Origin of the sequence: Synechococcus sp. R55.2 (assembly GCF_047462075.1) — a bacterium.
Taxonomy (GTDB): Bacteria; Cyanobacteriota; Cyanobacteriia; order Thermostichales; family Thermostichaceae; genus Thermostichus.
In genome coordinates this window covers 14,739-39,221 of the sequence record NZ_JANSIH010000340.1, presented here as the reverse complement: position 1 = coordinate 39,221, position 24,483 = coordinate 14,739, and the positions used below count along the sequence as shown (strand labels likewise).

General features: G+C 58.7%; 25 protein-coding genes and 1 riboswitch. Of the genes, 11 read left to right on the top strand and 14 right to left on the bottom strand.

Annotated features, from left to right (window positions below; genetic code table 11):
• Positions 1 to 2,187, top strand: a 2,187-nt coding sequence (gene purL, locus NW838_RS11040) for a phosphoribosylformylglycinamidine synthase subunit PurL (protein WP_414428042.1), incomplete at its 5' end; no start/stop codon positions are given.
• Between the two features lie 86 nt (positions 2,188 to 2,273).
• On the opposite strand, the gene trxB is transcribed toward purL, so the two are convergent.
• Both trxB and NW838_RS11030 read right to left on the bottom strand, forming a co-directional pair.
• On the bottom strand, positions 2,274 to 3,704 hold the full coding sequence (gene trxB, locus NW838_RS11035) for a thioredoxin-disulfide reductase (protein WP_414428041.1): 1,431 nt from the start codon (positions 3,702 to 3,704) through the stop codon (positions 2,274 to 2,276).
• Positions 3,705 to 3,824: 120 nt separating this feature from the next.
• Complete coding sequence (locus tag NW838_RS11030; RefSeq protein WP_414356529.1) at positions 3,825 to 4,004, bottom strand: hypothetical protein; 180 nt, start codon at positions 4,002 to 4,004, stop codon at positions 3,825 to 3,827.
• A 186-nt stretch (positions 4,005 to 4,190) separates the two neighbouring features.
• Here NW838_RS11030 and glnA point away from each other — a divergent pair, with 186 nt between their 5' ends.
• Positions 4,191 to 5,615, top strand: coding sequence for a type I glutamate--ammonia ligase (glnA, locus tag NW838_RS11025; RefSeq protein ID WP_414342228.1), 1,425 nt, complete (start codon positions 4,191 to 4,193; stop codon positions 5,613 to 5,615).
• A 31-nt stretch (positions 5,616 to 5,646) separates the two neighbouring features.
• Here the strand turns inward: glnA and NW838_RS11020 are convergent, their stop codons facing one another.
• A complete protein-coding gene (locus tag NW838_RS11020; RefSeq protein ID WP_414356532.1) occupies positions 5,647 to 5,838 on the bottom strand; it encodes a hypothetical protein in 192 nt (63 codons plus the stop codon).
• Positions 5,839 to 5,855: 17 nt separating this feature from the next.
• Positions 5,856 to 6,308, bottom strand: a complete 453-nt coding sequence (locus tag NW838_RS11015; protein WP_414356533.1) for a DUF4278 domain-containing protein — start codon at positions 6,306 to 6,308, stop codon at positions 5,856 to 5,858.
• An 80-nt stretch (positions 6,309 to 6,388) separates the two neighbouring features.
• Positions 6,389 to 6,484, bottom strand: a riboswitch (Glutamine riboswitch).
• Positions 6,485 to 6,749: 265 nt separating this feature from the next.
• Here NW838_RS11015 and NW838_RS11010 point away from each other — a divergent pair.
• The 4 genes from NW838_RS11010 (at position 6,750) to cysW (ending at position 11,557) form a co-directional block, all read left to right on the top strand.
• Positions 6,750 to 8,651 (top strand): cation:proton antiporter, encoded by a 1,902-nt coding sequence (locus NW838_RS11010; RefSeq protein WP_414356535.1) that lies wholly within the window; start codon positions 6,750 to 6,752, stop codon positions 8,649 to 8,651.
• 220 nt (positions 8,652 to 8,871) lie between these two features.
• Complete coding sequence (locus NW838_RS11005) at positions 8,872 to 9,915, top strand: sulfate/molybdate ABC transporter ATP-binding protein (RefSeq protein ID WP_414343938.1); 1,044 nt, start codon at positions 8,872 to 8,874, stop codon at positions 9,913 to 9,915.
• Between the two features lie 6 nt (positions 9,916 to 9,921).
• Entirely contained in the window at positions 9,922 to 10,734 is an 813-nt protein-coding gene (cysT, locus tag NW838_RS11000; RefSeq protein ID WP_414356537.1) for a sulfate ABC transporter permease subunit CysT, read from the top strand.
• A complete protein-coding gene (cysW, locus tag NW838_RS10995) occupies positions 10,724 to 11,557 on the top strand; it encodes a sulfate ABC transporter permease subunit CysW (protein ID WP_414375039.1) in 834 nt (277 codons plus the stop codon). The genes cysT and cysW overlap by 11 nt, the downstream gene beginning before the upstream one ends.
• Positions 11,558 to 11,573: 16 nt before the next feature.
• Here cysW and msrA read toward each other — a convergent pair whose 3' ends face one another.
• Positions 11,574 to 12,242, bottom strand: a complete 669-nt coding sequence (gene msrA / locus NW838_RS10990) for a peptide-methionine (S)-S-oxide reductase MsrA (RefSeq protein ID WP_414356576.1) — start codon at positions 12,240 to 12,242, stop codon at positions 11,574 to 11,576.
• An 81-nt stretch (positions 12,243 to 12,323) separates the two neighbouring features.
• Positions 12,324 to 13,256, bottom strand: a complete 933-nt coding sequence (locus tag NW838_RS10985) for an ABC transporter permease (protein ID WP_414428040.1) — start codon at positions 13,254 to 13,256, stop codon at positions 12,324 to 12,326.
• A 443-nt stretch (positions 13,257 to 13,699) separates the two neighbouring features.
• On the opposite strand from NW838_RS10985, the gene NW838_RS10980 reads away from it, so the two are divergent.
• The 3 genes from NW838_RS10980 (at position 13,700) to NW838_RS10970 (ending at position 15,133) form a co-directional block, all read left to right on the top strand.
• The gene (locus NW838_RS10980) at positions 13,700 to 14,254 is read left to right on the top strand and encodes a sigma-70 family RNA polymerase sigma factor (RefSeq protein ID WP_414356544.1); all 555 of its coding nucleotides are present in this window, start codon (positions 13,700 to 13,702) and stop codon (positions 14,252 to 14,254) included.
• Positions 14,251 to 14,601 (top strand): hypothetical protein, encoded by a 351-nt coding sequence (locus tag NW838_RS10975; protein WP_414343942.1) that lies wholly within the window; start codon positions 14,251 to 14,253, stop codon positions 14,599 to 14,601. Before NW838_RS10980 ends, NW838_RS10975 begins: the two co-directional genes overlap by 4 nt.
• Positions 14,602 to 14,710: 109 nt before the next feature.
• Positions 14,711 to 15,133: a Spy/CpxP family protein refolding chaperone gene (locus NW838_RS10970; RefSeq protein WP_414343944.1), complete on the top strand. Its 423-nt coding sequence runs from the start codon at positions 14,711 to 14,713 to the stop codon at positions 15,131 to 15,133.
• Positions 15,134 to 15,290: 157 nt separating this feature from the next.
• Here NW838_RS10970 and xth read toward each other — a convergent pair whose 3' ends face one another.
• From xth to sfsA, 3 genes are all read right to left on the bottom strand, one after another.
• The gene (gene xth / locus NW838_RS10965) at positions 15,291 to 16,076 is read right to left on the bottom strand and encodes an exodeoxyribonuclease III (protein WP_414416310.1); all 786 of its coding nucleotides are present in this window, start codon (positions 16,074 to 16,076) and stop codon (positions 15,291 to 15,293) included.
• Between the two features lie 12 nt (positions 16,077 to 16,088).
• A complete protein-coding gene (locus tag NW838_RS10960; RefSeq protein ID WP_414356547.1) occupies positions 16,089 to 17,348 on the bottom strand; it encodes a GTP cyclohydrolase II in 1,260 nt (419 codons plus the stop codon).
• A 98-nt stretch (positions 17,349 to 17,446) separates the two neighbouring features.
• The gene (sfsA, locus tag NW838_RS10955; RefSeq protein ID WP_414428039.1) at positions 17,447 to 18,166 is read right to left on the bottom strand and encodes a DNA/RNA nuclease SfsA; all 720 of its coding nucleotides are present in this window, start codon (positions 18,164 to 18,166) and stop codon (positions 17,447 to 17,449) included.
• A 304-nt stretch (positions 18,167 to 18,470) separates the two neighbouring features.
• Here sfsA and NW838_RS10950 point away from each other — a divergent pair, with 304 nt between their 5' ends.
• On the top strand, positions 18,471 to 19,073 hold the full coding sequence (locus tag NW838_RS10950; protein WP_414356551.1) for an NYN domain-containing protein: 603 nt from the start codon (positions 18,471 to 18,473) through the stop codon (positions 19,071 to 19,073).
• 59 nt (positions 19,074 to 19,132) lie between these two features.
• Here NW838_RS10950 and cbiE read toward each other — a convergent pair whose 3' ends face one another.
• Genes cbiE through NW838_RS10935 form a run of 3 tightly spaced genes read right to left on the bottom strand, consistent with a single transcriptional unit; the run spans position 19,133 to position 21,685 of the window.
• Positions 19,133 to 20,392, bottom strand: a complete 1,260-nt coding sequence (gene cbiE / locus NW838_RS10945; RefSeq protein ID WP_414356553.1) for a precorrin-6y C5,15-methyltransferase (decarboxylating) subunit CbiE — start codon at positions 20,390 to 20,392, stop codon at positions 19,133 to 19,135.
• A complete protein-coding gene (locus tag NW838_RS10940) occupies positions 20,393 to 20,998 on the bottom strand; it encodes a hypothetical protein (RefSeq protein WP_414428038.1) in 606 nt (201 codons plus the stop codon).
• 33 nt (positions 20,999 to 21,031) lie between these two features.
• On the bottom strand, positions 21,032 to 21,685 hold the full coding sequence (locus NW838_RS10935; RefSeq protein WP_369791760.1) for a cobalt-precorrin-8X methylmutase: 654 nt from the start codon (positions 21,683 to 21,685) through the stop codon (positions 21,032 to 21,034).
• Between the two features lie 99 nt (positions 21,686 to 21,784).
• On the opposite strand from NW838_RS10935, the gene NW838_RS10930 reads away from it, so the two are divergent.
• Entirely contained in the window at positions 21,785 to 22,891 is a 1,107-nt protein-coding gene (locus NW838_RS10930) for an alpha/beta fold hydrolase (RefSeq protein ID WP_414428037.1), read from the top strand.
• Positions 22,892 to 23,016: 125 nt separating this feature from the next.
• Here NW838_RS10930 and NW838_RS10925 read toward each other — a convergent pair whose 3' ends face one another.
• The gene (locus NW838_RS10925; protein WP_414356563.1) at positions 23,017 to 23,664 is read right to left on the bottom strand and encodes a flavin prenyltransferase UbiX; all 648 of its coding nucleotides are present in this window, start codon (positions 23,662 to 23,664) and stop codon (positions 23,017 to 23,019) included.
• Positions 23,665 to 23,830: 166 nt separating this feature from the next.
• Positions 23,831 to 24,433, bottom strand: a complete 603-nt coding sequence (locus tag NW838_RS10920; protein WP_414356566.1) for a hypothetical protein — start codon at positions 24,431 to 24,433, stop codon at positions 23,831 to 23,833.
• Between the last annotated feature and the right edge of the window lie 50 nt (positions 24,434 to 24,483).

The window sequence follows — 24,483 nt, the reverse complement described above, 5'->3', positions numbered from 1 at the left end:
AACTCCCGCCCTCTGCTGAAAAACTTTCCCACCACGGGCGAGCGGGTAGTGGTGGGGCCGGGGGAAAATGCCGGCGTAGTGGATCTGGGGGAGGGGGATTGGCTGGCGTTTAAGATCGAGTCCCACAACCATCCTTCGGCAGTGGAGCCCTTCCAGGGGGCAGCTACCGGCGTGGGAGGGATCCTGCGGGATATCTTTACCCTGGGCGCCCGTCCCATTGCCCTCCTCAACTCGCTGCGCTTTGGGCCGCTGACCGATCCCCGCAACCGCCGCTTGATGGCCAGGGTGGTGGAGGGCATTGCCCACTACGGCAACTGTGTTGGGGTGCCCACCGTAGGCGGCGAGGTGGCCGTGGATCCCTGCTACACGGGCAATCCTCTGGTGAACGTGATGGCCTTGGGGCTGCTGGAGACCCCTACGGTTGTCAAATCTGCAGCCCAAGGGGTGGGAAATCCCGTTTTGTATGTAGGCTCCACTACAGGGCGGGATGGGATCCGCGGGGCCAGCTTTGCCAGCGCCGTTCGCGTCAGCGGGACGGAGTCCTCACTTGGGGAGCACTCCCAACGGGATCTGCCGGCGGTGCAGGTGGGGGATCCCTTCCTGGGCAAATGTCTCATCGAGGCCTGTCTAGAAGCTTTTGCCACGGGAGCCGTGGTGGCGGCCCAAGACATGGGGGCGGCTGGCCTCACCTGCTCCACTTCGGAAATGGCCGCCAAGGGAGGGGTAGGCATCCGGCTGGATCTGGATCGGGTGCCGGCGCGGGAAAGCGGCATGGCTGCCTGGGAATACCTGCTCTCGGAATCCCAGGAGCGGATGCTGCTGGTGGTGCAAAAAGGCCGCGAGGCGGAGGTGATGGAGATCTTCCACCGCTGGGGTTTGCAAGCTAGTGTGGCCGGGGAAGTCATTGCCGAGCCGCTGGTGGAGATCTGGCACCAGGGATCCTGCGTGGTGCAGGTGCCGGTGCGGGCTTTGGCCGAAGACACCCCCGTCTATGTCCGTCCGGTGTTGCCAGAGCCGCCAGCCTACGTGCAGGCAGCGTGGCAATGGGATCCCGCCACTCTACCCCCTTGTGATTGCCAGGGGATCCACCTCGCTCAGGCAACGCTGGCATGGAAAGAGGTGCTGCTGCAGCTTTTGGCCAGCCCCACCCTGGCCAGCAAAGCCTGGATCTATCGCCAATACGACCACCAGGTGCAAAACAACACCGTCCTTTGGCCGGGCCAGGGAGATGCGGCGGTTATCCGCATCCGTTCCCAAAAGTTTGGCGTGGGCGAGGTGCCGCCCCTGCGGGCTTCCCGCAAGGCCATCGCTGCCACCCTGGATGGCAATGGCCGCTGGGTGTATTTGGATCCCTACGAGGGGGCCAAGGCAGCCGTGGCGGAAGCTGCCCGCAACCTCACCTGTGTGGGGGCCGATCCCCTAGCTGTTACCGATAACCTTAACTTTGGCAATCCCGAAAACCCGGTGGTGTACTGGCAGCTGGCCCTGGCCTGTCGGGGGATTGGAGATGCCTGCCGTGCCCTCGGTACGCCGGTAACGGGGGGAAACGTTTCTCTCTACAACGAGACCCTCACCCCCCAGGGATCGCAGGCTATCTACCCTACCCCTGTCATTGGCATGGTGGGTCTTATTCCCGACTTGAAATGCATCTGTGGCCAGGGGTGGCAGCAAGAAGGGGATCTCATTTACCTCCTGGGATCCCAGGCCCTCACCAGCTTGGGGGGCAGCGAGTATTTGGCGGTCATCCACCAGCAAGTTACGGGCCGGCCCGCGCCAGTGGATCTGGAATTGGAAAAGCGGGTGCAAGCTGCCTGTCGCCATGGAATCCGCCAGGGCTGGGTGCGCTCTGCCCACGACTGCAGCGAGGGGGGATTGGCTGTGGCTTTGGCAGAAGCCTGCTTGAGCGGAGGCCGCGGCGCAACCCTCTCCCTGGCTCCTGGATCCTTGCGCTGGGATCAGGCCCTGTTTGGCGAGGGATCCAGCCGCATCCTAGTCTCCGTAAGCCCGGCCCACCGTTCCCTCTGGGAAGCCTATTTGGAGTCCCAGCTCCCCGGCCAGTGGCAGCTTTTGGGAGAGGTGGGATCCCCTGCGGATCCCCTGCTCTTAAGGACGGCAGAAGAGGATCCCTTACTGGTGGTGTCTTTGGCAGCCATGCAGGCCGCCTACCACGGTGCCTTTTCGGACTAGCTGAGCCTCGGTTGGGAAACCGTTTTCTGCGCCCAGCTCCCTTCTCCCTTGGGGAGAGGGGCCAGAGGTTGGAGAGGACAACATCCTTAGGGGGATTTTTCCTCACACAAATTGGCCTGGATCACCTCTCGATATTGGGACTTGGGCTTAACGCCCACCAACTGGGCCACCAGCGTCTTGTTTTTGAAAAATTGCACCGTCGGGGTGCCCGCCACCCCCCCTGCCTCTGCAATCTCCGGATCTTTCTCAATATCGATCTCCACCACGTGCAGCTTGTCCGAGAACTCATCGATGATCTTGTTCAAGATCGGCTTGAGGGCATGACAAGGGGCACAGGTGGGGGCGGTGTACTTGACCATGAGCAGGCGATCGCTTTCGTGGTAGAGTCGCCGCAGGGCATAGCTCCCCTCATGGCAAGTCTTGCTGAAGTCTAAGTCATCCTGTCCATTTTCCTCAAAGCTGGCCTCCTCAACAGCAGGATCCCCAGCAGACTCTGCCGCAGAAGTCGCAGCAGGGCTGGGTTCAGGATGGCTTTGGGGAAGGACGTGATACTCCTGGGCCAAGCCGTGTTCCGAGAGCCAGCGCTCTGCCAACATGGCCGCCATACAGCCAGTGCCGGCAGCGGTAATCGCCTGACGAAACTCGTGATCCTGCACGTCGCCGGCGGCAAACACCCCCTCCACACTGGTGGCCACGGATCCCGGGCGGGTGACGATGTAGCCGACTTCATCCAGTTCCAGTTGTCCTTTGAACAAGTCGGTGTTGGGCTTGTGGCCAATGGCATAAAATAGGCCACCCACTGACATCTCGCGTATTTCGCCGGTTTGGTTGTTCCGCACTTTCACCCCGGTCAGGCGCAGGCCGTCGCCCATCACTTCCACCGCCTCGGTGTTCCAGTGCACAGTGATCTTGGGGTTGTTGAGAACACGATCCTGCATGGCCTTGCTGGCCCGCATTTTGTCACTCCGCACCAGCATATGCACATGGGATCCAAACTTGGTCAGGTAGGTGGCTTCCTCACAAGCAGTATCGCCGCCGCCAATGACCACCAGTTCCACCCCTCTGAACATAGGCATAGCCCCATCGCAGATCGCACAGGCCGACATGCCCCGGTTCCAATAGGTCTCCTCTCCGGGCAGGTGTAGGCGCTTGGCTGTGGCCCCGGTGGCGATGATCAGGCTGTGGGTGCGCAATTCCCGCTCGTCAGAACGGACGACAAAGGGCCGCTGGCTTAAATCGACGAAGGTGACATCTTCAGTGTAGAGTTCCGCCCCCCACCGCTGCGCTTGGGCTCGCATGTTCTTCATCAGTTGGGGGCCGGTGATGCCTTCGGGAAAGCCCGGAAAGTTTTCCACCTCGGTGGTGGTCATCAGTTGCCCGCCAGGGATCCCGCCCGCCTGGAACCCCTCGAACACGACCGGCTTCAGGTTGGCACGCCCAGCGTAAATGGCTGCTGTAAACCCGGCAGGGCCGGAGCCGATGATCACCACATTCTCAACCCGACTTTGCTCTGTCATCCGATGTCTCTCCTTCTGCAACAGGACTAAAAGTCAAACTCATAACGACTACGCTTTAGCTTAACACCCTTTGGCAAACCGGGCGAGCTGGGGGCCTGCTGATCCTAATTTTCGCTCGCCTCAGGCAACCGGGGCAGGGTTTTGCCCGCCCCATCCGGTTATTTCTGCCCAGAGGTTGGCAGGGTGGCGGCCATTGCTCAAGTTCTGGATCCCCAACACCCCATCTGGATTGACCAAAACCAACAGGGAAAGGGGAGCGACTCCGATGAGCGAAAAAGCGGTGTCCGAGATAGCCAGCAAGTGGGTCAGAAGGCCAGGCTCGAAGCAATTTTGTATCAGAAACTACAAAATGCCCGTGTTGGCCTTTCTAGGATGAGTGAGCGTTTTTGGCCTGTCTGGGTCGAAGCGTGGGGATCACCTGCTGGGATCCCATTTATTCAGCCACAGTTCCCCCAGTCTTAACCGCAACCCAATCAGGAGAGAGTAATGGCATCCACGCCCCAAGAAGTGCTTCAGATGATCCAGGACAACAACGTCCAGATAGTGGATCTCAAGTTTGTGGATATCTTTGGCACCTGGCAGCATGTTTCCTTCCACACCTCGATGATTAAAGAAGAAACCTTCACCGAGGGGCTCCCCTTTGACGGATCCAGCATCCGGGGCTGGAAAGCGATCAACGAGTCTGACATGTACATGGTGCCGGATCCCAAGACGGCTTGGATTGATCCCTTTCTGGAGGTGCCCACCCTCAGCATAACTTGCAGCATTGTTGAGCCGCGCACCGGCCAGCCTTATAGCCGTTGTCCCCGCAGCCTTGCCGCCCGTGCCGTTGCCTATCTGCAATCGACGGGCATTGCCGATACCGCCTACTTCGGGCCGGAGGCAGAGTTTTTCATCTTTGAGGATGTTCGTTTCGACCAAACCCAAAACTCGGCCTACTACTTCGTGGATTCCATCGAAGGTCGCTGGAACTCGGGCCGCGAGGAGAAAGGCGGCAACCTGGGCTACAAGCCTCGCTACAAAGAGGGCTATTTCCCGGCCCCGCCCACCGATGCCCATCAAAACATCCGCACCGAGATGCTGCTGACCATGGGCAAGTTGGGGGTGCCCATCGAGAAGCATCACCACGAGGTGGCTACCGGCGGGCAAGGGGAGCTGGGCTATCGCTTCGCCGATCTGATCACGGCTGCCGACTACATGATGGTTTACAAATACGTGATCCGGAATGTGGCCCGCAAGCACGGCAAAACCGTCACCTTCATGCCCAAGCCCCTGTTTAACGACAACGGCACCGGCATGCACACCCACCAGTCCCTCTGGAAGGATGGCCAGCCTTTGTTCTATAGCGAAGGCACCTATGCCAACCTGAGCGAGACGGCTCTCTACTACATCGGTGGCCTGCTCAAGCATGCCCCGGCAATCCTGGCCTTCACCAACCCCACCACCAACTCCTACAAGCGCTTGGTGCCCGGTTTTGAGGCGCCGGTGAACCTGGCTTACTCCCAGGGCAACCGTTCCGCCGCCATTCGCATTCCCGTGACCGGCAACAATCCCAAAGCCAAGCGTCTGGAGTTCCGCTGCCCGGATGCCACCTGCAATCCCTACATCGCCTTCTCGGCCATGTTGATGGCAGGTCTGGACGGGATCAAGAATAAGATCCACCCCGGCGAGCCTCTGGACAAAGATATCTACGATCTGGAGCCGGAAGAGCTGGCCAAGATCCCTTCCACACCCGGATCCCTGCTGGATGCTCTGGAAAGCTTGCAGAAGGATCATGCCTTCTTGCTGGAGGGAGGCGTCTTCACCGAAGATCTGATCCAGACCTACATCGAGTACAAGATCGACAACGAGATCAACCCCATTAACCTGCGGCCCCACCCCTACGAGTTCGCCCTCTATTTCGACGCCTAGACGGTGTGGCTGATTCTGCAGCGGGATCCCATCAGGGATCCCGTTTTTTCTGAGCAAACGGCACTCCCAAACTGTGGATCCCTTGAGCAACTTGGCTGCTTTTGGTCAACAGCACCTCGTGCCAACGTTGAAGCATCCCGCGCTGCCCATCGACCCAACAAAACTCGCCGCAAAAAGGGATCCCCAGCAGGGATCCCTTCTCTTTGAGCTCAGGCCAGAGCATCAACAGTTACAGACAGATTAGCTCATGCTAACACGGCTACGGTCGTAGTTGAGCCGGAAGGTGGGATGCACTTTTCCTTGGATGCGGTTCCAGAAGTTGCGCACGTTGACATGCAGGCCAATCTGCTCTGTACCGCGGATCAGCATGGATTGCTGACGAATCCGAATCAAACGTTGATGGCTCATCATCAAGCGGCGAGACAGGTCGTCCAAGAGGTGAGAACGGCCAGCAGCAGCCACCGGGGCAGATGCCTCTGCCGTCTGAACGGGTTGAGCCGATCCTTCGACCGCCTTGGGATGATAAGCCACACCTCGATAGAGCAGGTCAAGGTTGGTGGGCAAAACCACCGGCTTGGTCAGATGGCGGAACCGCCAGTCCAGCCCCCGGTAACGACCCCCCACTTTGCCGGGAGAAACCGCCGCTGTTGCAGAAGAGGGGGTGTAATCGACGCCACGGTAAAAGAGTTCCATGATCTTCGCCTCCAAATGAGTTGAGTTTTCATCCGTTCGCCTTCTCCCAAGAGAAGCCCCACGGTTACCAGAAGAGTTGAGGCGCGTTCCTTCGGGATCTCTCCCTACTTCCGTCCTCTGGCTGCGATGTCGCTCTACCCATGATGAGCCGCCCAGCACGCGAGAGGATGAACGATTTCTATCTACATTCTGTATTATAAGCTACGGTTTTGGGGTGTTGTCAGCAACTTTTAACAAAAATTTCCACTGAGTTTCCGTCCAGCTTCCTCTGAATCCAGGCTGGATCTGAATCCGGGCTGGGCCAGCCGGGATCCTCGGGGGCAGCAGGGTGCAGAGCTTGAAGCCGAGTTCTTCGCTCTGTCCGAGATGCCAGAGGAAGCATTATCGTGGAAGAATCCTCAGGATTGGCTACAAAAGTTCACATTCCTCGGTGAGTGCCCTGTGCAGGAAGACTTTCGTCTGATTTTGGACATTGTGACGGTATTGGCGGCAGCGGCAGCGGGTGGATTTTTGGCCTCACTGCTGAGGCAGCCGGTGTTGCTGGGCTACTTATTAGCCGGGATCTTAGTGGGGCCCACCGGGCTGGGGTGGATCAAAGAGTTGGTTCAGGTGGAAACCCTGGCTCAATTTGGGGTGACCTTTTTGCTGTTCACCTTGGGGGTGGAGTTTTCCCTGAAAGAATTGCGCAAAGTGCGGGGGATCGCCATTGGCGGCGGCATTTTGCAAATCAGCCTGACGATTTTGATCACGGCGGTGCTGGCAGTGGTCAGCGGCTGGTTGACGCCGGTGCAAGGGATCTTTTTAGGGGCCGTACTCTCCTTGTCTTCCACGGCGGTGGTGCTCAAAAGCCTCACCGAGACCAACCAGATGGACACTCCCCAAGCCCAAGCCATGTTGGGGATCCTGATTGTGCAGGACTTGGCGGTGGGGCTGATGCTGGCGGTGTTGCCGGCTTTGGATTGTCCCTTGCCGGAGCTGGCGGGATCCCTGGTCAAGTCGGTAGCGGAAATTGGCCTGGTGGGGCTGGGGGCAGTGGTGAGTGGCATTTGGCTCGTTCCGGCCTTCTTGCGGCTTTTGGCTCAGCAGGAGAGCAAAGAGGTGTTTTTGCTGGGGGTGATCAGCCTCTGCGTGGGGATTGCCCTGTTGACGGAGCGGCTGGGCATTTCCAGCGAGATTGGGGCTTTCATTGCCGGGCTGATGATCTCGGAGGTGGAGTACGCCGACCAAACCCTGGACTATGTAGAGCCTTTGCGAGATGTGTTTGCTGCTCTCTTTTTTGCGGCCATCGGCATGCTCATCGATCCCAGCTTTATCCTCGGCCATCTGTTGCTGATCCTGGGGCTGGTGGGGCTGGTGATGGTGGGCAAGTTTTGCATCGTGGCTCCCTTGGCGCGGCTGTTTGGTTACACTCTGCCGGCAGCGGTGGTGGTGGGGCTGGGCCTATCGCAAATCGGCGAATTCTCCTTTGTGCTGGCCAGCGAGGGGCAGGCTTTGGGATTGGTGTCGCGGCAGATCTATTTGTTGATTGTCAGCACCACAGCCGTTACCCTTCTGCTCACTCCCTTTCTGCTGAGGGGCGCTCCTCGACTGTTTTCCGGGCTACACGGGATCCCCTTCTTGGCCCGTTGGTTGGAATTGGGCGAGCGGCCTCGTGCTCTGGCCCCTGAGGCTCCTCAACAGGGGCATGTGGTAGTGTGCGGCTATGGGCAGGTGGGGCAAGATATTGTGCGCATTCTGGAAGCCCGTCGTCACCCCCTCTTGGTTATCGATCAGTCAGAACGGGTGATCCAACACCTGCGTTCCCGTGGGATCCCTTACTTGTATGGGAATGCCGCCAGCGCCTTGGTGCTGGAGAAAGCTTGCCTGCCCCAGGCCCGCGCTCTGGTCATTGCCCTGCCGGATCGCATGAGCATCCGCCTCTGCCTGAAACGAGCTCTGGAGTTGGCGCCGCAATTGGATGTGGTGGTGCGAGCTACCGACAAGGAAGACATCGAACAGCTCTATCAGTTGGGGGCCAGAGAAGTCGTCCACCCCGAATTTGAGGCCAGCCTGGGGCTGTGCAGCCATGTGTTGCTGGAGTTGGGAGAACCCCCAGACATCATTCAGCAGGAGATCCTGGCCATTCGCAGCAGCCACTACCGCGATCTGCGCCCTCTCCACCCCAGTTGCCTGATCCCTGCCCCCCTCAGTTGGCTAACGCAGCAGGCCCAACCCCTATCCCCAGAAAGCCCTGCCAACAGTAGCCATGACAGCAGCCCGGCAGAATCTTCCTCGGCGTGGTGGGAACGCTGGCAGCGGCCCGTTCAGCCGGAATGGGCAGGGATCCCTGGCTCTGCCGATTGACGCACCACCCCTGCTACACGCGAAGCACTCCAACGGATTTGGGTAGGGAGTCTCCCTTGTTTTGGATCCCCGTTCAAGTTATCCTGGGAGCTGTATCAACGGTTTGTTGACAGGTTTACCGTAGATTAGCCGCGAGTTTAACTTCCCTCACCCTCTCCAGAAGACTCAGCCGGCAACCATCCAGCAACTTCTCAGGCAAACCACTAGCTAGGCAGAACCTATGGGTATCACCATCGAAGGGGTATCGAAGCGTTTTGGGCAGTTTCAGGCCCTTCACCCCACCGATCTCACCATTCCCACGGGATCCCTGGTTGCCCTCTTGGGGCCATCGGGTTCTGGCAAATCCACCCTGCTGCGCCTGATTGCCGGCCTAGAAAAGCCGGATACGGGGCGGATTTCCCTCACCGGGCGGGATGCTACCCATGCCAGCGTCCAGGAGCGCAACATTGGTTTTGTTTTTCAGCACTACGCCCTGTTCAAGCACATGACGGTGCGGCAGAACATCGCCTTTGGCTTGGAGATCCGCAAGGCTTCACGGGCCGAGATTCGGGCACGGGTGGATGAGCTGCTGGAGCTGGTGCAGCTATCGGGGTTCGGGGATCGCTACCCCTCTCAACTCTCTGGGGGGCAGCGGCAGCGGGTGGCCCTAGCCCGCGCTTTGGCGGTGGAGCCGCAGGTGTTGCTGTTGGATGAGCCCTTTGGGGCCCTGGATGCCAAAGTCCGCAAAGAGCTGCGCAAGTGGTTGCGGCGCCTGCACGATGAGGTGCATGTGACAACGGTATTTGTAACCCATGATCAAGAGGAAGCCATGGAGGTGGCGGATCAGATCGTGGTGATGAACCAGGGGCGGATCGAACAGGTGGGATCCCCGGCAGAAATCTATGACCATCCAGCTACACCCTTTGTGATGAGCTTTGTCGGCCCGGTCAACGAGCTTTCTCCCCGCTCCCAACTCTTTTGCCAGCTTCCCGAGGTGCAGGCCGGCCCGCATCAGCTTTTTTTGCGCCCCCACGATGTGCAGATTGAGGTCAACCCCGGCAGCAGTGGTGTTTCTGCCCGCGTTAAGGAGATCATCCACCTGGGTCGGGAGATTCAGGCGGAGCTGATTCTTAGCGATGGCGGATCCCTGTGGGCCCATCTCAGCCGCGAGCAATATGCCAACCAACCCCTGCAGGTGGGGCAGCAGGTCTATGTGCGCCCCAAGGTGGTGAAAGCCTTTCCCGTCAAAAAAACCGAGATGACCGCAATGCCGGTGGGAGCTTGAGAAACGTTGCTGCAAGCTTTGTCTCAACTGTCTTGGCCGTGGCGGCTGACCCTGGGCTATCTCTTCTTGATGTTGATTCTGCCGCTGGCTGCCTTGATTGCCAAGTCCAGCAGCGTGGGCTGGGCGGAGTTTTGGCGGATCGCGACGGATCCCGTGGCCCTCTCCGCCTATGAAGTTACTTTTGTAACCGCGTTGCTGGCGGCTCTGATCAACGGCGTGATGGGCACTTTGACCGCTTGGGTGCTGGTGCGCTACGCCTTCCCCGGCAAAAAGCTCCTAGAGGGGTTGATCGATCTGCCCTTTGCTCTGCCGACTGCGGTAGCCGGCCTCACCTTGGCGACGGTTTACAGCAGCAACGGCTGGGTGGGATCCCTTTTGGCCCCCTTGGGGATCCGCATCTCCTTTACCCGCTTGGGGGTGGGGGTGGCGATGCTGTTTATTTCTTTTCCCTTTGTGGTGCGGACGGTGCAGCCGGTGTTGCAGGAGCTGGAGAAAGATGTGGAAGAGGCAGCCTGGAGTTTGGGGGCTTCCCGCTTTCAGACCTTCCGGCGCGTGGTGCTGCCCCAGATCCTGCCGGCGGTGCTCACCGGGGTAGCCCTGGGGTTTTCCCGCGCCGTGGGGGAATACGGCTCTGTGGTGATCATCGCTTCCAGCATTCCCTTTCGGGACTTGATTGCGGCGGTGCTGGTAATTCAGCGGCTGGAACAACACGACTATGCCGGGGCAACGGTGATCGGAACGGTGATGTTGGGGATCTCTTTCCTGTCGCTGGTGGTAATTAACCTTCTGCAAGCCTGGGGAAGTCGCCATGAAACCTAAGGGGGTATCGGGTGTCAAGCCGGAGCCATCGACAAACCCTTGGCTGTCGGGCCTGTTGATCGGGATCGTCGGGCTCTACATCGCGCTGCTGCTGGGGATCCCGGTGGTGAACATCTTCTATCAGGCGTTTCGAGAAGGGATCCCAGCCTTTCTCCATCGCCTGACGGAGCGGGAGTTGCTCAGTGCCCTGCGGTTGACGGTGCTGACGGCGCTGGTCGTTGTGCCCCTCAATACCTTTTTCGGCCTCTGTGCCGCCTTGGCCATTGCCCACCGGCGTTTTCCGGGGCGGGCCCTGCTCCTGAGCCTGATCGACTTGCCCTTTTCCATTTCCCCGGTGGTGGCCGGCCTAATGCTGGTGCTCATCTTCGGGCGTCAGGGTTGGCTGGGATCCTGGAGGGTTATCTTTGCCTTTCCGGGCATTGTGTTGGCAACGGCTTTCATCACCCTTCCTTTTGTGGCGCGGGAAGTGTTGCCGGTGTTGGAGGAGGCAGGCACCGACCAGGAAGAAGCCGCCAAAACGCTGGGGGCGACCCCCTGGCAGATCTTCTGGAGAATCACCCTGCCCAACATCCGCTGGGGCCTTCTGTACGGCGTCATCTTGACCAATGCCCGCGCCATGGGGGAGTTCGGCGCTGTGGCTGTGGTTTCCGGCAACATCATTGGCCGCACCCAGACCTTGCCCTTGTTCGTGGAAGATGCCTACCGCAGTTATGCCACTGCCTCAGCCTACGCGGCGGCGGTGGTGCTCTCTTTGCTGGCGGTGGTGACCTTGGTGGCCAAAGAGCTGCTGGAGCGGGGATCCCATTCCCGCCGGATCTTTTGATCCGTCAGGGTGTGGATCAGACGGGCTCGGTGAGGATCTCTGGCAGACAAACCTTAGTGCCCCCCAGGCCGCAGTAGCCGCGCGGATTCTTGGCCAGATATTGCTGGTGGTAGTCTTCGGCGTAGTAAAACTCAGGCGCGTCTAAGATCTCGGTGGTGATCTGGCCGTAGCCGTGGGCGGTCAGGGCCTGCTGATAGAGATCGCGGGTTTTTTCCGCCAGCTCCCGCTGCGCCGGAGAATACACATAGATGCCGGAGCGGTATTGGGTGCCCACATCATTGCCTTGGCGCATCCCCTGGGTAGGGTCGTGATTTTCCCAAAACACCTTCAGCAGTTGGGCATAGCTGACCTGAGCCGGGTCGTAAACCACCCGCACCACTTCGTTGTGGCCGGTCAGGCCGGTGCAGACCTCTTCGTAGGTGGGGTTGGGGGTAAACCCGCCGGCATAGCCCACCGCCGTGCTGAACACCCCTGGCACCTGCCAAAACCTGCGCTCTGCCCCCCAGAAGCAGCCCATGCCAAACAAGGCCAGCTCCATGCCCTCAGGAAAAGGCGGCTGCAGCGGATTGCCGTTGACAAAATGCCGATTCACGATCACCATCGGCTCGGCCCGGCCCGGCAACGCTTCTTCCGTTTTGGGCAGGGACAGTTTCTTGCCAAGTTTGCCAAAGCCAAAGAGCACCATAGGGACAGCCCGATACATTCGTTAACAGTTACCAGCCTAGCTCAGTTGGCTCCTCATGTGTTGGAAAAATCCTTGATCGGGTCAGCTCACCGATTCAAAAGCCCCCAGCCGCTTGGCCACTAGCAGATAGACGGTCATGATCCCCATCGGCACAACCGTGAAGGCTGCCGCCAAGGGAATGTTGCCAGAGGTGCCCTGAAAGGCGAGAACTGCCTGCCCGATGAAATAGCTGGAATTGCCCAGAGAATAAGGCACCACAAAATCTCCTAGCGTTAAGGAAAAGGTGAAGACCGACCCGGCCAGGATCCCTGGCAACGCGAGGGGGAGAATAACATGGCGGAATGTTTGCCAACCCTGAGCCCCCAAATCTGCAGAAGCCTCAATTAAGCTATCGGGCACTCGCTCCAAAGCCGCCTGAATCGGCAGAATCATGTAGGGCAGCCAAACATAGAGAAACACCAAGAAAATACCCAAGTTGGATACGGCCAGCGATGGCCCACCGATCCCGGGCAACTGCAAAATCTTTTCCACCCATCCCTGTAGGCCCACATGGGCGAGTAGGTAGGTGAGGATCCCTTCTTTAGCCAAGATCAACTTCCAGGCATAAACCCGAATCAAATAACTAGACCAAAGCGGTAGGAGCACCAACAAATACAAAAAGCCCTTCCAGCGAGGAGAGGCCAGTCTGACCATAGTATAAGCCAGAGGAAAAGCCAACACAATGGCAGCCAAAGTGACTGCCAAAGCCATAGTCAAGCTGCGGACAAAGATATCCACATTGGCCGGAGTGAGCAGCTCTCGATAGGTGGCCAAAGTCAACTTTCTCAGGATCAGGCCGGTAAAGGGATCCAGATGATAAAAACTTTGCAGCAGCAGCGCCAGCAGCGGCCCCAAGTAAAAGACCAGCAACCAAATGAGAGGTGGCCCCAACAGAATGGCAAGGGTGAGCGTCGGGTGACGATAGAGGAATCCAAACAGATCGGGTTTATCGGTTATCTGAGTTGTTTTGGCCATGGCCAGGCAGGCATGAAGATCAGCTTTTCATTCCCTCTTTTTGGTGTTATTGGAATTGTAGGTCGACGAGCCAATAGAATTCAACAGAATTGGGATTGAGAAAGTGCGAACAGGCAAGAGGGATTGGCTTGTCTACACCTGCCGGCGGGTATCCTTTGAGGGAAAACGGCAATCAGAAGATGCCGGTATGGTCATTTCGACTCAAACTAGGACACTGCACCCACACCTAAAACATTGGTCGCGTCGTCGCGTCAGCGCTGCGGAGCAATAATGCATGGGGCCATAAGGCTTTTCTCGTATAGCCCAGGTGTCTCACTCTAGCCTAAACGACCATATCTTGCTTGGCGGGAAGTGGAGGGCCATCGTAGACAGGGATCCTTTGAACCTTTTGGGGGCATTGGGAGTCAGACAAAGCAAGGTTGAGAACAAGGGAGCGTCCTCTCGTGCAGGCGGCAAAGGATACATCCGATTGGGAGCTGATCCAGCGCTGCCTCAACGGCGACAGCCAGAGCTTTCGCCAACTCTACCGCAAATACCAGCAGTCGGTACGGAATATCCTCTATCCCTTGTGTGGAGCCGATCTTTTGGATGACCTGGTACAGGAAGTGTTTATTCGTGCCTGGAAAGGGTTGCCTCGGTTTCGCGGCTCGGCCCAGTTTTCCACTTGGCTGTATCGCATCTGCTGGAATGTGGCCTCAGATCAGCGACGGCGCTGCGCCCGGCAACACTCCCAAACCCAAAACCTGGCCCTCGGATCGGATATCGCTCACCCTGGCCCCGACCTGATGCACTTGCACTACCAACAGGCTCTACAGCAAAGCATGGCTCAGCTTAGCCCTGAACACAGAATGGTTCTGATTCTGCACGACCTAGAAGATCTGCCCCAGAAAGAAATCGCCGAGATTTTAGGGATCCCGGTGGGAACGGTGAAGTCCCGGCTGTTTCACGCCCGTGCCACCATCCGTCAACACCTACTTCAGGAGGGCATTACCCCATGAGTGAGCACCCCAACCCCCTAGCAGACGAGCGGCTGCGCCACTTTTTGCGTCAATATCGCCCCCTCCCTCCCCCTGCGGCCTCTGGGCTGGAGGAGCAGATCCTTCAAGTTGTGGCGACTCATCCACTTCATGGCCGGCTCAAGCACCCTTGGCGTTGGGTTGGCATCTCCCTTTTGGCGGGCGCTTTGCTGGGCTGGATTGGCTATCAGCGCTGGCAGGTACAGGTGGTGGCCCAGGAGACCGAAGCCCTAGAAAGTTTTTTGGTGAGCACTTGGGGAAGCTTGCTGAGCCCAGAGGGAACAGAAACCGAAACTTGGTGGATAGAACGCGATCCAGAGGGATCCTAAATCCATCAGCCTCACGAATATCCCCCTTCATTGACCATTACACCGCTGAGACTTCTGAGACCTTGGTCAGATTCTTGGTCAGATTCTTAGAAAAAGCCTGCAAAGAACCATGAGAAATGCTTGGATTTGGATCCCCATTTTGCCACTCTACCTGGGATCCCTGGGTGAACCGGTGATGGGCCAACCCCGCCCCCTGCGAATGATGGATTTGCGCCGCCCCTTTGCTCGCAATTTGCGGGAGCTGAACCTCTCCGACGAGCAGTTGCGGCAATTGCAGCAGATCCGCCACCGCAAACAGGAAGAGTTGTTGGAGCGCATTTTGGAGTTGAGGGCAGCCCGCGGTCGATTGCGGGAGTTGCTGGTCGGCGATGCCCCTGAGTCAGAAGTGGCAGCTCAATTTCAGCGGGTACAACAGCTAAGCCAAGAAGTAAATGCCAAACGTTTTGAGGCAGTTCTGGAAATGCGACAGGTCCTCAGCTCAGAACAGCGGCAACACCTGCTGAAAATTCTCGAAGAGGCCGCTCCATTTTAATTGGATGGCTGGTTGGTATGAGCTGTTATGGTCATTTAAACAGGAATGAAACATTTCCGCCTGGCTCCCCTCTTCCTCTGAGAGAAGGGGTGAAGGCAGTGGCAGGGAGCGTTTGGGGAGTGTCTCAACCTAGCTTGAAATGACTATAACAAGGCGCTTAAATATCCAGGGCAACAATGACAGGGGCATGATCGCTGGGTTTTTCGGCCCGCCGTGGCTCAACATCGATCCAGCAAGCGGTGGCTTTCTCCTGTAGCTCACGAGACAGATAATGATGATCAATGCGCCAGCCGCGATTCCTTTGAAACCCCCCCGAGCGATAGTCCCACCAGCTAAAATGGCCGGGATCTGGGGTGAACCTGCGAAACGCATCTTCAAACCCTAAAGCCAGGATCTCCCGCAGGGCTTGTCGCTCCGGTTCGGAAGCCATGATTTCTCCCGCTTTTTGGGGATCATAAATATCCCGATCTTCCAGGGCAATGTTAAAGTCCCCGCAGAGCAGGATGGGATCCCCTTGGCTCAGGGCAACGGCGAGGTAATCCTTCAGCGTGGCTAGCCAGCGCAATTTGTAGGCATATTTTTCCGATCCCACCTCAGAACCGTTGGGCACATAAAGGTTGAGAATACGGATCCCGCGGTAGATGGCGCTCATCAGCCGCTTTTGCTCGTCCAAATCTGCCGCCGCAGGCAACAGCGCACCAAACCCCCGTTCCACTTTTTCCGGGGGATCCCGGCTGATCAGAGCCACACCGTTGTAGGACTTTTGCCCGTAGACCTCCACATGAAAGCCCCGCTCCTGAAAAGCCGTCCGGGGAAAGTCTTCATCCACCACCTTGGTCTCCTGCAGGCAGAGCACATCCAGGGATCCCTGGCTGTCCAGCCAAGCCAAAACCTGAGGCAGCCGGGTGCGAATGGAGTTGACATTCCAGGTAGCCACTTGCATGAGGGATCCCGCTCACTCCACCAAGGTTCTTCCTCGGATTTGGGCCAGCCGCTCCGCATCCAGCACCTCCCCCTCGGTGTAGTAGCCGGCAGCTTTTTTGGCCTCGATCTCCACACGGGCATCCGCCGGGATCAGCTCTTCTGGGATGGGCACCCGCTGCAGAACCTCAATGCCGGAGTTGGTGATGGCTCGATACTTGAGGTCGCTCATGGAAATCAGGCGATCGATTCGGGTTATGCCCAGCCAATGGAGCACATCCGGCATCAACTCCTGAAACCGGATGTCTTGCACCCCTGCCACACACTCGGTACGGGTGAAGTAGGCATCGGCCCGATCCCCTCCTTCCTGGCGCTTGCGGGCGTTGTAGACCAAAAATTTGGTCACCTCCCCCAAGGCGCGGCCTTCTTTGCGCAGGTACACAATCACCCCAGCTCCACCGGCCTGGGCCGTCTTAACGCATTCCTCAATGCCATGCACCAGGTAGGGGCGGCAGGTGCAAATATCCGAGCCAAACACATCGGAACCATTGCATTCGTCGTGAACCCGCACCGCCAGGGGCAAAGCCGGGTCGGTGATGGCGGCCACTTGCCCGATGATGTACACCGTCTGGCCACCGATGGGCGGCAAAAACACCGATAGGTCTGGGCGAGTCACCAATTCTGGAAACATGCCTCCCGTCTGCTCGAAGAGGGTGCGGCGCAGCAGGCTTTCGCTCACCTGCAATCGTTTGGCGATCCCCGGCAGGTACCAGACCGGCTCGATTGCGGCTTTGGTGACCACCAGGCTGCCATTGTCTTTGAGGATCCGGCCATCCACCCGCAACCGCCCTTTGTTGACCGCCTCCTGCAGTTCGGGCATGTGGATGTGGGCCTGAGTAATGGCAATAGTAGGGCGAATATCGTAGCCCTGGGCATAGAGGGGGGCAAAGACTTCTCCCACAACCGCTCCCCAGGGATCCAAAGACACAATCCGGTCTGGATCTCCCCAGCTTGGGTGAGGGCCAATCGACACCACCGGGGCAGTATGGGTTAAATCGGCGCGGTGATCCGCCTGCAAAGAGCCACTGGCCACAGCCAATGCCCGATAGACAGCGTAGGCTCCCGCATGGGTGCCGATGACATTGCGATGGGCAAGATTGGTCAGGCTACCCACCACCGGCCCCCGCTGCAGTGGATCCAAGGATCCCCAGCGGATCGGCTGGGCTTGCGTCCCATGAGGGGAGGGATGGGAGGTGAGAACAATGTGATGAGGACGGGAGGAAGGTTCGCTCATGGTCCTCAAATGCCTGGAAAATGGAAGAATCTGGAGAAAACAGAATTATAGGCGATCCCCAGCCGTTTCCAGAGAGCCTGACCCTTCTTTTGGGGTGCCTAGACAACGATTTTGGCCAAACCCAAGGGGCGGATCCCTGCCGGCGAAACCTCGACCCGATAGGGCAACATCTCCACTCCGGCTTGCAGGGCCTCACGAAACAGACGGGCATAGCGGGGATCCCGTTCTTCGCCGGGGGCAAACTCGGTGCAATCGGCGCGATTGATCCAGTACATCAGCAGGGCACGCTGCCCCTGTTGGCGCACCGCGATCAAATCTTCCAGGTGTTTTTGGCCGCGAGTGGTCACCGTATCGGGAAACAGCGCACGGGATCCCTTGGCCCAGGTGGTGTTCTTCACCTCCAGATAGGCCGAGCCAGCGTCTCCTGTCAGCAGAAAGTCGATTTTGCTCTTGCCGCAGGTCACCTCCCGTTGCCGGCGAGAAAACCCTGCCAATTGAGGAAACCACCCTCGCTCCAGCCCCCATTCCACCAGGCGATTGGGCAAGCTGGTGTTGATCCCCACCCATACTCCATCCACCTGGATCATCTCCCAGGTGTAGGCCAGTTTCCGTTTCGGCTCTGGGTGATGGGAGAGGTACACAGGTGCCCCCACCTGACAGACCCCACTCATCGGCCCCGTGTTGGGGCAATGGGCGATGATCTGTTGCCCGTTTTCCAGCTCCACATCGGCCAAAAACCGCTTGTAGCGGCTGCGCAGCACCCCTCTGTGCAAGGGGCTCGAAAAGCGGTAAGGCACCGGCCCATCCCTGCACTCCATCCGCAAAGCCTCTCCTTATCGTAGGTATTTTTTCTTTAGGATTTTGGAAATCTTCTCCGTGGATCGTCTCTCCTGCGCTAGGGTGAATCATGTGTCCCAAGGCTTGGGGCAGCCTTTTACGGCTTTTTCCGACTTCATGGGAATTCTGCAGATCACTCTGGGAAGCAGTAAGATCCCTATCGCACAAGAGAGGCGTCTGCATTAGCTGTAGTCAGTGCTGCCGGAAAGAGCTGTATTGGCGATTAAACCCATTTAACACCTCTTTTTTCTGCCCTTTTGTCAAAACTTGGAGAAGAAAACCCGAATGCTGCGTCTTGATCCTGATCCCGGCTTTCAGCCTGCGGATCCCTTGCAGGACAACCGTGGGCGTGTGGCCATATTCATCGACGGATCCAATCTGTTCTACGCCGCTCTGCAACTGGGCATTGAGATCGACTACACCCGCCTGCTGAAGACGCTGAGTGGTCGGTCGCCCCTTTTGCGCTCTTTTTTCTACACCGGCGTCGATCGCAACAACGAAAAGCAGCAGGGGTTTTTGCTCTGGATGCGCCGCAATGGCTACCGCGTGGTTACCAAAGAGCTAACCCAGTTGCCCGATGGATCCAAGAGAGCCAACCTGGATGTGGAAATTGCCGTGGATATGCTGTCGCTGGTGCGCTGGTATGAGACGGCTGTGCTGGTGAGCGGCGATGGAGACTTGGCCTATGCGGTCAATGCCGTCAGCTACCAAGGGGCACGAGTGGAGGTGGTTAGCCTGCGTTCCATGACCAGCGATCAACTGATCAACTTGGCGGATCGCTACATCGACCTGGAATCCATCAAAGACCAAATCAAGAAGACCAACCGTCCCTCCTCTCCCTACCTGTACCGACCGGGGTTCACCACTGATGAGGAGGACGAGGGGTGACTTCATCCCTCACCCCTAGCTCCTCTCCCCAAAAGAGAGGGGCGATCAGTTCAGTAAGTTCACTGTGATTCCGAGTTTGAAGGGATCCCCTGCAGCAGGTAAACCGGGTTCAGGGGGGCAAAGCGGGTGCCCTTGGCCAGGACGGCAGAGCGGGAGATCTGAACGTGATCTACTCGGACTTGCCAGCCGCGCGAACGCAGCCATTGCAGGGCTTCACTGCAGGTTTCTAGGGTAGCGAAGTTGGCCACCAAGATCCCTCCAGGCCGCAGGCGGGCTTCCACCACCGGCAGCAGATTGCGGATCCCTTTGCCGCCACCACCCAGCACCACCCGATCCGGATCTGGCAGGTCGGCCAACACTTGGGGGGCTGCCCCCGGGATCACCTGCAGGTTCTCCAGTCCAAAGCGTTGCCGGTTGCGCCGAATCAGGCAGATGCCGGCGGCATTCCGCTCAACGGCGTACACCTGAAGTTGGGGGGAAAGACGGGCTATTTCGATGGCCACCGAGCCGGTGCCGGCACCGATATCCCACACCACGCCCTCCTGGGGGAGCTGCAGGGATCCCAAGGTGAGCAGGCGGATGGGCTGCTTGGTGATCAAGCCGGGCTGGTCGGGAAAGGTGTAGAACTGGTCGTCCGGGATCCCTACCAAAGGCCAGCGATGGGGATCTGGCTCCGGTTCTACCCGTCGCAGCACCACCACGTTGGGGTTGGAGAAGGATGAATTCTGACCTTCCTGGAGGGGCACGATCTGCTCTTGAGGGGATCCCAGTTGGCTACATACCCAGGCTTGGTAGCGCACCGGCAGCCGCAGGTCGGAGATGAAGCGGGCCAAGACCGTCGGCGTGTGCTCCGGATCGGTGAGCACCACGATCACAGGGGATCCCTGCTTGAGAACGGCTTCCAACCGCTCCACTCCCCGCCCGTGCAGGCTGAGGATGGTCGCCTCCTGCCAGGGGATCTGCAGGCGGTTCAGGGCCAGCTGCACCGAGCTCACCTGCGGATAGAAGGCCAACCGCTCCGCTGGGAAATACTCCGTCAACAGCCGCCCGATCCCGAAAAAAAGCGGATCCCCGCTGGCCAACAAAACTAGGGATCCCTGAGCCATCTCCTGCTGCAAAAGCGGGATCCAACTTTCCACCGGCCCGGTGAGCGGGATCTTGCGGGCCGGATGATCGGTAAAGTGCCGGAGCAGATGAGGGGCTCCTGCCAAAACCCTGGCTTGGGAAAGGGGGGGGATCCCCCAGGAAGCCACAGAGCCATCCCCCGCTACCCCTACGACCGCAAGCTGAGGTGACCGCCCAGGTGCTGCCGTAGCCATTTAACGTTCGACAGGTGGGTGGTATTGGCGCATGTGATTGAGAAAATCCAGTCGCAGCTCCGCCACTTCCCGTTGCATTTCCCGCATCTCCCGAATAAAGCTGAGTTGAGCCTCGATCAGGCGGCCATCGCGCTCCCGAAATTGCTCCATCATCATGGCTTGCGCTTCCCTCAGTTCGGCAAACCCAGCCTGCATATCTCGGCGGCACTCCTGTATGGCCACCTCCAGCTCGTCTCCCCGCTCTTCGTTCTGTCGAATCCGCTCCTGGTTCTGTTGGATCAACGCCCTGATCTCCTGGATTTCGGTCTGGAGTTGGGCTTCCATAGCCTGCCGCTCGGCCCGCATTTCGGCCATCTGGGCCTCAAAGCGCTCAGCCGACCGCTGCTGCTCGGCCCGCATTTCGGCCATCTGAGCCTCAAAGCGCTCGGCAGATCGTTGCTGTTCAGCCCGGATCTCGGAGATTTGGGCTGCAAAGCCCTGCCGCATCTCAACCATCTGAGCCTCAAAGCGCTCAGCCGACCGCTGCTGCTCGGCCCGCATTTCTTGGATTTGTTCTTGTTGTTGCTGAAGGTTGCGAATCAGCCACTCCTCTTGTTCTGGGGTCATGGGAAAGGTCTGAAGATATCCCTTCAATTCTAGTCAGTTGGGGATGGGATCCCGTTGAGCTGCCAAGAGAAGGGCATTGACAATGGCAGCAGCAACTGGGGATCCGCCTTTGCGGCCCTCCACCCGAATCTGGGGAACATCCGTTTGCGCCAACGCCTGCTTGGCCTCTTCCACCGCCACAAATCCCACCGGCACTCCGATCACCAAAGCCGGCTTGACCCGCTGTGCCCGAATCTCCTCCACCAAAGCCAGCAACGCGGTGGGGGCATTGCCAACGACAAACAGGGCTTCTGGATAGCGGCGTGCCAAGTTCACCATCCCATTGGCGGCGCGGGTTTGACCGGGCCAACGAGGCTCCTCCACCCAGTCCAAAGCACAGTAGAGGGGGATCCCTTGGGCTTTCAGACCTGACTGGATCCCGGCTGCCACCATCCTGACATCGACAACGACAGGCCGCTTTTGCCGCAGGGCTGCCAGGGCTTGTTCGACGGCGTTGGGGCCGAAGAAAAAGCGATCCCGTAGCTCAAAGTCGGCAGTGGCATGAATGGCGCGGCGCACCACCTCATAAGGGATCCCTTGCCAGGGGTGGGGGCCAATCTCTTGATCGATCTGGCGAAAGCTGGCAGCAGTGATTGGGTCTACCTGGAAGGCTTCATTCATTGGGTCTGGAGTCAGGGGCACAGTCATGCTGGCATGTCCTAAAGAAGAACCGGTGGCGAAGTAGCTTTGGGCGAGCCGAGAAAACCACTAAGATTGGTCTAGCCTAAATTGGAGATGAGCCTATTGTTGTCACCCACTCCTCCCTTGCACAGACTCAACTCCCATCCTTCCCCTTCTGCTCCCGTCGGCGCCAATTCCGTCGGCAATCCCGGTTTCTCCTCTGTTGATGCGCCCTCCCCTTCCCCAACGGGCAGCGACAGGGATCCCTTGTCGGCTTTGCCTCGCTACGGCTACTCCCAAACCTGGCATTGGCGGGGCTGGCCCATCCATTTCACCTACACCCCCAGTCGCGCCCAAACCCTTACCGGTGTCGTCAACTTGACGGCAGCTCCGGCCCTTTTAATCCATGGATTTGGAGCGTCAGTGGGTCATTGGCGCCACAACATTCTCCCTCTGGGATCCCAGCGCTCCGTCTATGCCCTCGACCTGCTGGGATTTGGCAAGAGTGCCAAGCCGGAGATTGCCTACAGCGTTGATCTGTGGGTGGAGCAGGTACACGAGTTTTGGCAAACTCACATTCAGCAGCCCAGCATCCTGGTGGGCCATTCCATCGGGGGCTTGGTGGGAGTCATTGCCGCCGCCCGCTATCCCCAGATGGTGAAGGGCCTGTGCTTGATTAGCTGCGCCGATGGGCCCCATCCGGAAGAATTGCCCTCTCCCTGGGATGCTCTGGTGCGAGCCCTCTGCGAAGGGATTCTGTCGTTGCTGGGGTGCCCCCTCACTTATCCCCACCTCTTCAACTGGCTGCGACAAACCGAGGTGCTACGAGCTTGGATCAAGAATGTCTACAAGCGGGATGAGCAGGTGGATGACGAGCTGGTGCAGATCTTCCAGAGACCGGCCTTTGAGCCGGGGGCAGCCCACGTGTTTTTGGACGGTCTGAGGGCCATTCTCTGCCGCCGCTTCGACAGCCCCAAACGCCTGCTGCCCACCCTAAAAATGCCTATCTTGCTACTTTGGGGCCGAGAAGATCCGGCAGTGCCCAGTTTTTTGGCAGACCAATTTAAGCGCTGGCAACCTGCCCTCACCTTGGTGAAGCTGCCGGGAGTAGGCCACTGCGCCCACGACGAGCTGCCTCACTGGGTCAACACCCTCATCGGGGAATGGGCGGCCAGTCTGGAGACCTGCCCTGACTTGCCCACCCCCCTTCAGCGGGATCCCCTAGTCAGCTAGTTCAGCAAGTGATCTGAGCTATTCCCGGCAAGGTGCCACAAGTGAGGGCTATCGGCACAGGCCCCCCCCAGCTTGGAACACCCCCAAGCCAAATCCCAGCCTGCCGCCGGGAAAAGGGATCCCGCTCAGAGATCAGGGGGCAGCTTGAGGATCTGATGCTGGCGCATCCCCTGCCAGCGGCGAATGAGATCGCCATCAATACCGAACTGATCCAACGCCTTCACCACCACAAAATCCACCAAATCTAGGATGGTACGCGGCTGGTGGTACCAAGCTGGAATGGCCGGAACAATGCGCGCCCCCGCTTCTGCCAGAGTGGTCAAGTTGCGCAGGTGGATCAGGCTAAAGGGGGTTTCCCGCGGCACCACCACCAAGCGTCGTCCCTCCTTGAGCTGCACATCAGCAGCCCGCTCCAGCAGATCCGAACTCAAGCCGGCAGCCAACTTGGCAACTGTACCCATGCTGCATGGGATCACCAACATCCCCTGCGTGCGATAGGAGCCACTGGCAATGGTTGCCCCCACATCCTGCCAGCGATGACAAACCAGGGATCCACCGCTGCTCTCGGCTTGTTGTCGCCAAAAGTGGGCCTGCTTGCGGGGGTCTGTCGGCAGCAGCACCCCGTGTTCTCCCTGCCACACCTGATAGGCCGCTTTGGAGACCACCACTTCGACACAGTAGTCCAGGCTGAGCAGAACATGCAGAGCACGCACAGCATAGAGCATCCCTGAAGCGCCAGATACGCCAAGGATGATAGGCAGAGAGGATGTCAAGGGCCGCCGGGGAACGTCTTCTGCTCAAGTCTAGCGAGGGGAGCCGTCCCTCGCCTGCTCAGGGGATCCCTAACCCACCGCTCCAAAAGACTTGCACAACGCGGGATAAAAATGCTCCTGGCACAGGTTGAAGGCAGCGCTCAAGCCCCAGTCTGACTCTTCTCTGTTAGGTCTGCAGATTTTGCCGCCCGTTGCGGATCACCCGCAAGGACTCCACCAACCGCAACTCCAAGTCTTGCAACACCTGATCCACGTAACGGTGGGCCTCCCGCTGCAGGCGCTCCGATTCCTGCAGTGTCTGCCGCCGCACCTCCTCACTCTGTTGATAGGTTTGTTGCAACAACTGCTCCGCCTGAGCTTGGGCCTGTCGCAGAATCGCCGATTCGTTGAGGAGCTGCTCAGCCCTACGTTGGGCCGCGGCCACAATTTCTTGGGCGTAGCGATTGGCCTCTGCCAAGATCCGATCCCGCTGGCGCAGCAGTTCCTCCGCTTCCTCCAGGGCTGTCGGCAGGTTCAGGCGGATAAAGTCTAACTGCTCCAGAATCTTTTCCTCTTCAATAAGGGTGCGAGACCAAAACAGGCGAGGGCTACTGAGAATGGCTGCCTCCAGTTGATCCAGGGCCTCCTGGACGCGCATCAGAGCCAGGGTCTGATCCCCAAAGGGTACGCCGGCACGATTGGAAGGATCAGAGGGCAATTCTCGCATCAGTCCAGAGGAAAGTGGCCGCGCCAAGCAAACGGGCAAAGCAGGCAAGATAACGCCTACCATATCAGGTTCTCGGTTTCCTGAATCTGCGCAGTCTCCCCTTCGCTCCAACC